Source organism: Massilia horti, from assembly GCF_004614195.1.
In the GTDB taxonomy this organism is placed as follows: Bacteria; Pseudomonadota; Gammaproteobacteria; order Burkholderiales; family Burkholderiaceae_D; genus Telluria; species Telluria horti.
In genome coordinates this window covers 78,440-90,854 of record NZ_SPUM01000109.1, presented here as the reverse complement: position 1 = coordinate 90,854, position 12,415 = coordinate 78,440, and the positions used below count along the sequence as shown (strand labels likewise).

Here is a 12,415-nt window from a genome sequence, read left to right as displayed (position 1 = left end):
TGTGATAGCTGCACGGTGGCGCACATGACGAATAAGTGGACCGAGTACCTGCGGCAGATCGGGCCGGGCTTTATCACCGGCGTCTCGGACGACGATCCGAGCGGCATCGCCACGTACACGCAAGCCGGTGCCCAGTTCGGTCCGCTGATGCTGTGGGTGTCCTTGTTTTTCTTTCCGCTGGTGGCGGGGGTGCAGGAGATCAGCGCCCGCATCGGCCGGGTTTCCGGGCATGGGCTGGCGGGCAATATCCGGCGCCACTACCCGCCCGAATTGCTGTATCTCGTCGTGGTCCTGATCAGCATTTCGAACATCATCAATATCGGTGCGGACATCGGCGGCATGGCAGCCGCGCTGGAGCTGATCGCCGGACCGGACAAGCTGCACGTGTATCCGCTGGCCATCAGCCTGTTGTCGATCGCGGCCCTGACCTTCCTGTCTTTCGGCACCTATTCGTCCCTGCTCAAATGGGTCGGCCTGTCGATCTTTGCCTATGTCGGGATCGCCCTTTTCGTGGAGGTCCCGTGGGGCGAAGTGGCGCGTTTCACCCTGGTGCCGCACATTCGGCTGTCGCACGACTACCTGTCGATGCTTACCGCGGTCATGGGCACGACGATCAGCCCCTACCTGTTCGTCTGGCAGTCCTCGCTGGAGGTCGAGGAGCAGCGCGCCGACCCGCACGAGCACCCGGTGCGAACGGCGCCGCGCGAGGCGCCCGCGCAGTTCCTCAAGATACGGGTCGATACCTATACCGGCATGGCGGTGACGTGCGTGGTGATGTTTTTCATCATCCTCACGTCCGCGCTGACCTTGCATCTGCATGGCGTCAACCAGATCCAGTCGGCCCAGCAGGCGGCCCGCGCGCTCGAGCCCATCGCCGGGCGCTTTGCGTTCGAGCTGTTTGCGATCGGGATCATCGGCACCGGCCTGCTGGCGATTCCCACGCTGGCCGGCTCGATCGGCTACGCGGTGGGGGAGGCATTCAAGTGGCCGACCGGGCTCGATTACAAGCCCTACCAGGCGGTGCGCTTTTACTCCGTGATTGCGCTGGCAACGCTGATCGGCACCGGGCTGAATTTTTTCGGTGTCGATCCGATCAAGGCGCTGATCGCCACGGCGGTAATCAACGGAGTGCTGAGCGTGCCCCTGTTGTGTGCCCTGCTGGCAATCGGGCACAACCGCGCCATCATGGGGCAGTTCACGATCCCGCTCGGGATGGCCATCATCGGCTGGATCACGGCGGGCCTGATGGGCATGTCCGCGACGCTGACCCTGATCGACCTGGTGGCGCCGTTGTCCTGATCCCAAACACCCTTGTAGCCGTTCCAGTGCATGCCACCGGAATTGCATTAGATTATTTATTGTTGCATAACGTTAATATATATCCTACAATCCGCGCTTTTTTCTTGAGTTGTATGGACAATTAGACGCGCCGAGCGGCTGGCCAGATGAGCCACCCGGGCGCGAGGACCGAATCCACGCTGTTTCCGATTGGTCCGCCACCATAAGGAAATCGCGAGATGTTAAAGAACCTGAATGTCAAAACCCTGATCCTGCTATCGCTGGGCTTTTTGGTTGTCGTGCTTGCCAGCGTTGGCGCGCTGGGCCTGTTCAGCGTGCACCGCACTGCAGTGGCGCTGCAGACCACGTCGATGGAAGACATGCGGGACGGCACGATGGTCGAACGGATTCGATTCAAAATGGAGGTCAACCGCAGCCAGATCCTGCAGGCGCTGCAGCACAACCCGGGGATGGAATGGCACAAGCATCACGACCACCCGTTGGATGTGCATTTCGATACGATTGGCGCGACCACTGCCGAGATCGAAAAACTGTGGGGCGAATACCTTGCGGGAATTACCCGTCCCGACGAGCACAAACTGGCCCAGGACTGGTTCGCAAGCAGCGGCAGCCTGGGAAGCGAAGCGATCCGCTCTGCCAGCCAGGCGCTCCAGCGCGGTGAATGGGACGCCGCGCAAGATGTCCTGATCAAGTTCATTAACCCTGGTTACCGCATCTCGGACGGCTCGCTACGTGCGCTGACCGACCTGCTGGGGGCACGCCAGAAAGCGGACGACGCTGCGGTGCACGCAACGATCCGCTCGACCAGCATGGGCATTGGCGCCGCGATCGTGGTGGCCGCTTTGCTGGCCGTGGGCGCCGCGGTCGTGCTGGTGCGCGGCATCTCGGCCCCACTGGAGCAGGCGATCGGCATTGCGCGCCGCGTCGCCAGGGGCGAGCTTGGCCGCCAGATCGCGATCGACTCGAACAACGAGATCGGCCAGCTGCTCAAGGCCCTGGCCGAGATGGACGGCAGCCTGGCGCGCATCGTCACCGACGTGCGCCGCGGCACCGACACGATCGCCTCGGCCGCCCACCAGATCTCGGCCGGCAACGACGACCTGGCGCGCCGTACCGAAGCCCAGGCCGGATCGCTGGCGGAGACCACGGCGTCGATGGAGCAGATCACCGAGACCGTGCGCCGCAACGGCGACAACGCGCGCCAGGCCAACCAGCTGGCGCTGTCCGCAGCAACGGTGGCGGGCAAGGGCGGGCAGGTGGTGTCGCAGGTGGTGGACACGATGGGCTCGATCGACGAATCGGCGCGCAAGATCGTCGACATCATCGGCGTCATCGACGGCATCGCGTTCCAGACCAATATCCTCGCGCTGAACGCGGCGGTGGAAGCGGCGCGTGCCGGTGAAGAGGGGCGCGGCTTCGCGGTGGTGGCGAGCGAGGTGCGCAGCCTGGCGCAGCGCTCGGCCAGCGCGGCCAAGGAAATCAAGGCGCTCATCGACGACTCGGTCGACAAGGTCAAGCTGGGCACCACGCTGGTGGACCAGGCCGGGTCGACGATGAAGGAGATCGTCGTGAGCGTGAACCGTGTCACCGACATCATGAGCGAGATCGCCGCCGCCAGCCACGAGCAGAGCGACGGCATTGACCACATCAACAAGGCGGTCGGCCAGATGGATGACGCCACCCAGCAGAACGCGGCGCTGGTCGAAGAGGCGTCGGCCGCCGCCGTCTCGCTCGAACAGCAGGCCAGCAAGCTGGTCGAGCTGGTGAGCGTGTTCCAGATCGTCGGCGAAGAGCACCATGCGCTGCGCGTGGTGCCGGGTTCGGCTCTTGAGGCGGGTTCTACCGGCCTGCTTGCGCCAGCCGCGCCGCGCCTGCGGGCTTGACGCGCCGTAGCCGTTGCACTTGTAGGGTGCGCACCTGTGCGCACGCGGTACGGTTGAGTAACGTTGGCGCTGGTATGCATACGTACAGCGTGCGCACAGGTGCGCACCCTACGCCTCCGGTAAGCATCTACGCTATCTTTTCATGCTCGATGTCAGCTGCGCGGCGGAGGGCAGTTGCCCCGCATGCCAGCCGCCGCCCAGGGCTTCGATCAGCGTGACGGTGGCGATCAGCTGGCTTCCGCGCACGGTCAGCGCCGCCTGCTCGTCGGATAGTTCAATGGCCTGCGCCGTGACCACGCTGGTATAGGGAACCGTGCCAGCCTTGTATTCGTTGATCGTCAGCACCACCGCCTGTTGTGACAGCCGCACGGCTTCCTGCTGCACGGCCGCTTCCTGCGCGAGGATGCGCAGCGCGGCCAACTGGTCTTCGACCTGCTGGAATGTGGTGAGAACCGTCTGCCGGTAGATCGCGACGTTTTGTTCGTAGATCGCCTGCGCCTGCTCCACTTGTGCACGCCGCAGGCCGGCGTCGAACAGGATTTGCGCGACCGACGCTCCCAGCGACCACAAGGCGCTGTCCGCATGCAGCAAGGTGCCGACGGTGGCGCTGGCAAAGCCGTAAGACGCGGATAGCGTGACACTGGGGTAGTAGGCCGCCAGCGCGACGCCTATCTGGGCGTTGGCCGCGATGATCGAATACTCGGCCGCCGCGATGGATGGATTGCGCTCCAGGAGCTTTGACGGCAGCCCGGTGGGAATCTCCGGCACCTGCACCGTCAGCGGCAGCGGCAGGGCGGCGATGGAAAATTCTGCGGGCGGCCTGCCGGTCAATACCGCGATGGCATGCTCCAGTTGTGTGCGCAGTACGTCGAGGTGGATGGCTTGCGCCTGCGTGGTTTTCAACTGCGTTTCTGCGGTCACGACATCGGCCCTGGCGACGGTGCCGGCGGCGTACTGGTTCTGCGTGATCTGCAGGGTCCTGGTGTAGGCGGCGATGGTTTGATCGAGCAGGCGCTTGATTTCGTCCTGGGTGCGCAGTTGGAAGTAGCTGCTGGCGAGCGTTGCCTGCGCCGAGAGCCGGGCGTTGGCCAGGTCGGCGGCGCTGACCTGGGCATTGGCGACCGACGCTTCGACCGTGCGCCGGATTCTTCCCCAGACGTCCAGTTCCCAGTTGGCGCCGACCGTGACGTCGTAACTGTTCCGGACCTGGCTGGGGCTGGCCGGATTATGCGCTTCCGAGCCGTTGCGCTGCGCGCCCGCGCCGGCGCTCAAGGTGGGGAACAGGCCCGCGCGCGCCGCTTCGACTGCGGCGCGGGCCTGGCGGAAGGCGGCTTCGGCGGCCTTGAGGTTCTGGTTGGAGACATCAACCTGCCGCATCAGCTGGTCCAGCACCGGGTCATGGTAGACCGACCACCAGGGTCCACGATCGTTTGTATCCTGCGGCTGGATATGCTTCCAGCCCGGCCGCTCCTTGTATGCGGCAGGTACCTCGACCGCAGGCCGCTTGTAGTCGGGGCCAACGGTGACGCAGGCGGACAGCAAGCCGGCGCACAGCACGGCCATCCCCGCCAGTTTGCCCGTAGACGCGCACTTCATCGGGGCGGCCCCCCGGCATGGTTTTGTGCGCGCTGGTTGCGCGCCTTGGAGAGGCGGTCGAGCAGCAGGTAGAGCGCCGGTGTGGTGTACAGCGTGAGCACCTGGCTCACCAGCAAGCCGCCGAACACGGAGATGCCGAGCGGCCGGCGCAATTCGGCGCCGTCGCCGGTGCCCAGCGCAAGCGGCAACGCGCCGAGCATGGCCACCATGGTGGTCATCATGATCGGGCGAAAGCGCAGCAGGCAGGCCTGGGTGATCGCCTCCAGCGCCGTCTTGTTTTCGGTACGCTCGGCCACGATGGCAAAGTCGATCATCATGATCGCATTCTTCTTCACGATCCCGATCAAGAGGATGACGCCGATCATGGCGATGACCGTGAAATCGACGCCGCACACCAGCAACGCCAGCAGCGCGCCGACGCCCGCCGAGGGCAGGGTCGACAGGATCGTGAGCGGATGGACGTAGCTTTCGTACAGGACGCCCAGCACCGCATACACGGCCAGCAGGGCGGTGAGGATCAGGATCGCTTCATTGTTCAGCGATTGCTGGAACACCTTGGCGGTGCCAGCAAAGCTGCCGTGGATGGACGGCGGGGCGCCGATGCGGCGCAGGGTTCGTTCGATCTCGGTTGTCGCGTCGCCCAGCGATTTGCCGATCGGCAGGTTGAAGGAAATGGTGGTGGCGGCAAACAGGCCCTGGTGGTTGACCGCCAGCGGCGTGGTGCCGGGCGCGAATTGCGCGAATGCGCGCAGCGGCACCATGGTTTCAGCCGCGGTGCTCACGGCAGCGCCGGTCGAGGTGGCGCCCTTGGTCGTGTTGGCCAGCGCGTTGAGCGCGAGATTGCGGGCAGCGTCATTGGCCACCGCGCTTGCGGTCGGCGCGTTGCTGGCAGTCCTGGCGCCATTGGACGGCGCGACGTAAGTCCCGGCGACGGCATTGGTCGACTGGCTTCCCCTGACCGCCGCGCCCGAGGTGCTGACATAGATCTGGTTCAACGTCTGCGGGTCCTGCCAGAACTCCGGCGCCACTTCCATCACCACATGGTATTGATTGAGCGGGTTGTAGATGGTGGAAACGTCACGCTGGCCGAAGGCATCATAGAGCGTGTTGTCTATCGTGCTGGGCAACAGGCCAAAGCGGGAAGCGGTCGCGCGGTCGATGGTCAGCCGGGTTTCCAGCCCTTTGTCCTGCTGGTCGGAGCTGACGTCGGTCAGTTGCGGGTTGTGCTGCAGCGCGGCCAGCAGGCGCGGCGCCCAGGTGCGCAAATCTTCGAGGTTGTCGGACTGCAGCGTGTACTGGAACTGGGCGTTGCTCGGCCGTCCGCCGACGCGAATGTCCTGCACGGACTGGAGGTACAAGGTGGCGCCCGGCACCTGCGCCAGTTTGCCGCGCAGCCGGGCGATGATCTGCTCGGCCGAATGTTTGCGCTCCGAGAGCGGCTTGAGTGCGACAAACATGAAACCGGCATTGGTTTGCCCGCCGCCGATGAAGCCGACCACGCTGACGACTGCAGGATCGCTCTTGACACGTTCGACGAAGGCAACCAGTTTTTGCTGCATGAGCTGGAACGAGACGCTCTGGTCGGCCTGGATCATGCCGATCAGGCGGCCGGTGTCTTGCTGCGGAAAGAAGCTTTTCGGCACCACGATATACAGCAGGATATTCAGGCCTATAACCGCCAGCAAAAGTGCGGCCATGATCCGCGCATGGCGCAGCGCCCAGTGCAGCGTGCGTGCGTAAAACGCGTGCATCGAGTCGAAACCGCGTTCGAACCAAAGCAGCAGGCGGGTTTTTCGCTGTTCGGACGCAGGGCGCAGCAGGTTGGCGCACATGGTGGGCGTGGTGGACAGCGAAATGGCCAGCGACACCAGAATCGCGATCGACAGTGTCACCGCGAATTCGCGGAACAGGCGGCCGATGATGCCGCCCATGAGCAGGATCGGGAGGAACACGGCGATCAGCGACAGGCTCATCGACAGCACGGTAAAGCCGACCTCGCGCGCGCCCAGCAGCGCGGCTTGCGCGCGCGGCATGCCGCCTTCGATGTGGCGCGTGATGTTTTCCGTGACCACGATCGCGTCATCGACCACGAAGCCGGTGGCAATCGTAAGCGCCATCAGGGAGAGGTTATCCAGGCTGTAGCCGAGCAGGTACATGCCGCCGAAGGTGCCGATCAGGGACACGGGAACGGCAACCCCAGGGATCACGGTGGCGCGCACATTGCGCAGGAAGATAAAGACCACCAGGATGACCAGGCCCATGGAAATGAGCAGCGTGCGCTCGACTTCCTTGAGCGAGGCCCGGATGGTGGGCGTGCGGTCCATCGCCACCGAGAGATCGATCGCGCTGGGGATCGATGCCTTCAGTTGCGGCATCAGCGCCATGACGCGGTCGACGGTGGCGATGATATTGGCGCCCGGCGCCCGGTAGAGGATGAGCAGCACCGATGGCCGTCCGTTGAACATGCCCAGGTTGCGCAGGTCCTCCACCGATTCGTTGACCTGGGCGACATCGGCGAGGCGCACCGGCCGGTTATTGCGGTAGGCGATCACCAGCGGCAGGTAGTCCTTGGCGGTCCTGGCCTGGTCGTTGGAATAGAGCTGGAAGCGGCGGTCGGCCTCTTCGATCGCGCCCTTGGGGCTGTTGGCATTGGCCGACGCCAGTGCGGCCCGCACGTCTTCCAGGCCAATGCCGTACTTGAACAGCGCACGGGGATTGAGTTCGGCCCGCACCGCCGGCAGCGAACTGCCGCCCACGTTTACCTGGCCGATGCCGTCCACCTGCGACAGCTTTTGCTGCAGGACGGTGGAGGCGGCGTCGTACAGCTGTCCCTGTTTCAGGGTGGGGGACGTCAGCGCCAGGATCAGGATCGGCGCATCGGCCGGGTTCACCTTGCGGTAGGTGGGATTGCTGCGCAGGGTGGTGGGCAGGTCGGCGTGCGCCGCGTTGATGGCGGCCTGCACGTCGCGCGCCGCGCCGTCGATGTTACGATTAATGCCGAATTGCAGGATGATGCGGGTCGCGCCGACCGAGCTGGAGGAAGTCATCTCGGACACGTCGGCGATCTGGCCCAGACGATGTTCCAGCGGACCGGCCACGCTGGTGGCCATGGTTTCGGGACTGGCGCCGGCCATCGTGGCCTGCACCATGATGGTCGGGAAGTCCACCTGCGGCAAGGGCGACACCGGCAGCAGGAAGAACGCAATGGCGCCCGCCAGCGCCAGGCCCAGGGTCAAGAGCGTGGTGGCCACCGGCCGGTGGATGAACAGGGAAGGGTTCATGGCCTGCCCGGTGCCCGGCCCTGCTGGCGCCGCTGGATGCGGCGCGCCAGGTTATCGAACGCCAGGTAGATCACCGGCGTTGTGAACAGCGTCAGCGCCTGGCTGACGATCAGGCCGCCGACGATGGACAGGCCCAGCGGATTGCGCAGTTCGGAACCGGTGCCGGTGCCGAGCATGAGCGGCAGGCCGGCGAACAACGCGGCCATGGTGGTCATCATGATCGGGCGAAAACGCACCAGGCAGGCTTGATGGATCGCCTCGCGCGCCGGCTTGCCTTCATTGCGCTCGGCCTCCAGCGCGAAGTCGACCATCATGATGCCGTTCTTCTTGACGATGCCGATCAACAGGATGATGCCGATGATGCCGACGATGTCCAGGTCCTTGCCGGCCAGGATCAGCGCCAGCAGGGCGCCGATGCCGGCGGACGGCAGCGTCGACAGGATCGTGATCGGGTGAATGTAGCTCTCGTACAGAATGCCGAGCACGATGTACACGGTGACCAGCGCCGCCACGATCAGCAGCACCTCGTTGCCGAGCACGTTCTGGAATTCCAGCGCCGCGCCCTGGAAGGCAGTCATGATGCTGGGCGGCATGGAGATGTCCTTCTCGGCCTTCAAGATCGCCGCCACCGCGCCGCTCAAAGCCGCGCCGGGGGCCAGGTTGAAGGAAATCGCGGCGGACGGAAACTGGCCGAGATGGTTGATCATCAGCGGCGCTTTCTGCACATGGAAGCTGGCGATCGCCGACAGCGGCACCACACCGCCGCCGGCGGTCGGCAGGTAGATCGACGACAGCGATTGCAGCGAGCGCTGCATCTTGGGCAGCAATTCCAGGATCACCCGGTACTGGTTCGATTGGGTGAAGATGGTGGAGACGATGCGCTGGCCGAACGCGTCGTAGAGCGCGTTGTCCACGGTCGCGAGCGTAATGCCCAGGCGCCCCGCGGTATCGCGGTCAACCTGGATGAAGGACGAAAGCCCTTGTTGCGCCAGGTTGCTGACCACGCCTTCCAGCTGCGGCTCCTGCGCCAGCCTTGCCACCAGGCGTGGCGTCCATTCCGCCAGCTCGTCCGGATTGGTGTCTTCCAGCACGAACTGGTATTGCGTGCGGCTGACGGCCGCGTTGATGGTCAGGTCCTGCACCGGCTGCATGTAGAGCGCGATGCCGGGCACGCTGGCCACTAGCTTTTGCACGCGCCGGATAATCTCGGTGGCGTTCACCGATCGCTCTTCGCGCGGCTTCAGATTGATCATCAGGCGGCCAGTGTTGGGCGTCATGTTGGTGCCGTCCACGCCAATGAAGGAGGACAGGCTTTGCACGTCGGGATCACGCAGCACGGCGGCCGCCAGGCTTTGCTGGCGCTGGCTCATCGCCTCGTACGAAATCGTCTGGGCGGCGTCGGAGATTCCCTGGACCTGGCCGGTATCCTGGACCGGGAAGAAGCCCTTGGGGATGAAGGCGTAAAGAAAACCCGCCAGCAGGAAGGCGGCCACGGCGACCACCAGCGTCAGGCCCGAGTGGTCGAGCACCCAGGTCAGCGAGCGGTCGTACCAGGCAATGGCGGCATCGAACAGGCGCTGGCTGTGGCGCTCCAGCGCGTTTTGTTCCTTCGCCGAGCGGTGGTGCAGCATCTTGGCGCACATCATCGGCACCAGCGTCAGCGAGACCACCGCCGAAATCAGGATCGTCACCGCCAGCGTGATCGCGAATTCGCGGAACAGGCGCCCCACCACGCCGCCCATGAACAGCAGGGGGATCAACACCGCGACCAGCGAGATGGTCAGCGAAATGATGGTGAAGCCGATCTGCGCCGCGCCTTTCAAAGCCGCTTGCAGCGGCGGCTCGCCCTGTTCGACGTAGCGTGCGATGTTCTCGATCATCACGATCGCGTCGTCCACTACGAAACCGGTGGCAATGGTGAGCGCCATGAGCGACAGGTTATTCAGGCTAAAGCCGGCCAGGTACATGACGCCGAAGGTGCCCACCAGCGACAGCGGCACCGACAGGCTGGGGATGATGGTCGCCGGAATATTGCGCAGGAACAGGAAGATCACCAGCACGACGAGGCCGATTGACAGCATCAGCTCGAACTGGACGTCGCGCACCGAGGCGCGGATGGTGTTGGTGCGGTCGGTCAGCACGCCCAAATTGATGGCGGCAGGCATGCTGGTGGTCAGGCTGGGCAGCAGTTCCTTGATCCGGTCCACTACCTGGATCACGTTGGCGCCGGGCTGGCGCTGGACGTTCAGGATGATCGCCGGCGTTTTGTTCATCCATGCCGCCAGCCGATTATTTTCGGCGCCGCTGACCACCTGCGCCACGTCGGACAGGCGCACCGGCGCGCCGTTCTTGTAGGCGATCACGATGTCCTTGTATTCCTCGGCGCTCGTCAACTGATCGTTGGAATTGACGGTGTAGGAACGCGACGGGCCGTCGAAATTGCCCTTGGGCGTGTTGACGTTCTGGTTGCCGATGATGGTGCGCAGGTCGTCGATGTTCAGGCCGTATGCCGCCAGCGCCGGCAGGTTGACCTGGATGCGCACCGCCGGCCGCTGGCCGCCGTTGATGCTGACCAGGCCCACGCCCGGCAATTGCGAAATCTTTTGCGCGAGGCGCGTATCGGCCAGGTCTTCGATCTGGGGCAGCGGGATGGTTTTCGACGTCACGCCCAGCGTGAGCACCGGCGCGTCGGCCGGGTTGACCTTGGCATAGATCGGCGGCGCCGGCAAATCCGACGGCAACAGGTTGCCCGCGGCGTTGATCGCTGCCTGGACCTCCTGCTCGGCAACGTCAAGGCTCAGGTCGAGATTGAACTGCAGCGTGATGACCGAGGCGCCGGCCGAATTGGTGGACGACATCTGGTTCAGGCTCGGCATCTGGCCGAACTGGCGCTCCAGCGGCGCCGTCACCGAGGACGTCATCACTTCCGGGCTGGCCCCCGGATAGAAGGTCTGCACCTGGATGGTAGGGTAGTCGACCTCGGGCAAGGCCGACAGCGGCAGGTAGCGGTAGGCGATGATGCCAGAGATAAAAATCGCTGCCATCAGCAGCGAGGTGGCGACCGGCCGCAGGATGAACAGGCGTGACGGGCTCATCTGGGGTGTCCCGCGGCGGCAGGCGCGCCGGGCAGCGTGATCTTGGCACCGTCGCGCAGCTTGTCGGTGCCGTCCACCACGACCTTGTCGCCAGCCTTGAGCCCAGACAGCACCGCCACGCGTTCGCCGTTCACCGGGCCGGTTTTGACCACTTGCATCTTCACGGTATTGCCGGGCTGGACCACGTAGACGAAGTCCCCCGGCGTGCCATGCTGGATGGCGGCGATGGGGGCAATGACCGTGTTGCGCAGCATATCCACCAGCAATTCGACATTCACGAATTGGTTGGGAAACAGGATCTTGTCGGAATTATCGAACATCGCGCGCAGCTGCACGGTGCCGGTACTGGTATTGATCTGGCTGTCGGTGCTGACCAGCTTGCCGGTGGCGAGCAGCCGGTAGCCAACGCGGTCGAACGCCTTTACCTGGAGCACAATCCCTTGCCGGAAGCGCTGCCACACTTGCGGCAACTGGTCTTCAGGAATGGTGAACAGCACCGAGATCGGCTGCAGCTCGGTGATCACGACGATGCCGGTGGTGTTGCTGGTCTGGACGAAATTGCCGACATCGACCTGGCGTATGCCGACCAGGCCCGTGACCGGCGCGACGATATGGCAATAGGCAATGTTCAGGCGATCGGCGGCGACCAGTCCCTGATCCGTGCGTACCGTTCCCTCGGCCTGGCGGACGGTGAATACCTGGTCTTCGAATTGCTGGCGGGCGATCGAATCCTGTTGGTACAGTTGCTGGTAGCGGGCCAGGTCGACACGGGCCGCGGCGAGGATCGCCGTGTCGCGCGCCAGTTGGCCCAGATGCTGTTCCAGCGACGCTTCATAAGGCCGCGGGTCGATTTGTGCAAGAAAATCCCCCTGGTGGATGATCTGCCCTTCCTGAAAGCCGATGCGCTGCAACTGGCCATTAATCTGCGTCATGACCGTGACGGTCGCCAGCGGCGTCACCGTGCCCAATGCGTTCAGGTTGACTTCGATGTCACCTAGCTGGACCGTAGCGGCAGAGACCGCGATCGGCGCGGCGGGCGGGCGGCGATTGCGCGAGGCCTGGCGCGTCTGCAGGATCCAGGCGAGCCCGGCAACGATCAGCAGGCCCAGAACAATCCAGCCGACATGCAGGCGTTTGCGCCGGCGAGTAGTCCCGGTTGGCTTGACAACCGGCCGATCCTCGGTCTCTCCGTCCATGATCCTCGGTCTCTCCGTCCATGATCCTCGGATGCCAGAGACAATTCCTCAATGTGCATTGAGCC

Annotated in this window: 6 protein-coding genes; 2 read left to right on the top strand and 4 right to left on the bottom strand. The window is 64.4% G+C overall.

Features of this window, described 5'->3' with window-relative positions:
* The first annotated feature begins 24 nt into the window (after positions 1 to 24).
* Together E4O92_RS16635 and E4O92_RS25385 are read left to right on the top strand one after the other, a co-directional pair.
* The gene (locus tag E4O92_RS16635) at positions 25 to 1,299 is read left to right on the top strand and encodes an NRAMP family divalent metal transporter (protein ID WP_135190858.1); all 1,275 of its coding nucleotides are present in this window, start codon (positions 25 to 27) and stop codon (positions 1,297 to 1,299) included.
* 218 nt (positions 1,300 to 1,517) lie between these two features.
* Entirely contained in the window at positions 1,518 to 3,182 is a 1,665-nt protein-coding gene (locus E4O92_RS25385) for a methyl-accepting chemotaxis protein (RefSeq protein WP_135190857.1), read from the top strand.
* Between the two features lie 132 nt (positions 3,183 to 3,314).
* On the opposite strand, the gene E4O92_RS16625 is transcribed toward E4O92_RS25385, so the two are convergent.
* The 4 genes from E4O92_RS16625 to E4O92_RS16610 are packed head-to-tail and all read right to left on the bottom strand — an operon-like array spanning position 3,315 to position 12,350.
* Positions 3,315 to 4,778 carry an efflux transporter outer membrane subunit gene (locus E4O92_RS16625; RefSeq protein WP_135190856.1) on the bottom strand — a complete coding sequence of 488 codons (1,464 nt, stop codon included), beginning with the start codon at positions 4,776 to 4,778 and terminating at the stop codon, positions 3,315 to 3,317.
* Positions 4,775 to 8,059, bottom strand: coding sequence for an efflux RND transporter permease subunit (locus E4O92_RS16620; protein WP_135190855.1), 3,285 nt, complete (start codon positions 8,057 to 8,059; stop codon positions 4,775 to 4,777). Before E4O92_RS16620 ends, E4O92_RS16625 begins: the two co-directional genes overlap by 4 nt.
* Entirely contained in the window at positions 8,056 to 11,154 is a 3,099-nt protein-coding gene (locus E4O92_RS16615; RefSeq protein WP_135190854.1) for an MdtB/MuxB family multidrug efflux RND transporter permease subunit, read from the bottom strand. Before E4O92_RS16615 ends, E4O92_RS16620 begins: the two co-directional genes overlap by 4 nt.
* Positions 11,151 to 12,350, bottom strand: a complete 1,200-nt coding sequence (locus E4O92_RS16610; protein ID WP_135190853.1) for an efflux RND transporter periplasmic adaptor subunit — start codon at positions 12,348 to 12,350, stop codon at positions 11,151 to 11,153. The genes E4O92_RS16615 and E4O92_RS16610 overlap by 4 nt, the downstream gene beginning before the upstream one ends.
* Positions 12,351 to 12,415: the final 65 nt, after the last annotated feature.

Coding starts and splice junctions, on each gene's coding strand:
- E4O92_RS16620 (WP_135190855.1), bottom strand. CDS start 8,059: ATGAACCCTTCCCTGTTCATCCACCGGCCGGTGGCCACCACGCTCTTG.
- E4O92_RS16610 (WP_135190853.1), bottom strand. CDS start 12,350: ATGGACGGAGAGACCGAGGATCGGCCGGTTGTCAAGCCAACCGGGACT.
- E4O92_RS25385 (WP_135190857.1), top strand. CDS start 1,518: ATGTTAAAGAACCTGAATGTCAAAACCCTGATCCTGCTATCGCTGGGC.
- E4O92_RS16635 (WP_135190858.1), top strand. CDS start 25: ATGACGAATAAGTGGACCGAGTACCTGCGGCAGATCGGGCCGGGCTTT.
- E4O92_RS16615 (WP_135190854.1), bottom strand. CDS start 11,154: ATGAGCCCGTCACGCCTGTTCATCCTGCGGCCGGTCGCCACCTCGCTG.
- E4O92_RS16625 (WP_135190856.1), bottom strand. CDS start 4,778: ATGAAGTGCGCGTCTACGGGCAAACTGGCGGGGATGGCCGTGCTGTGC.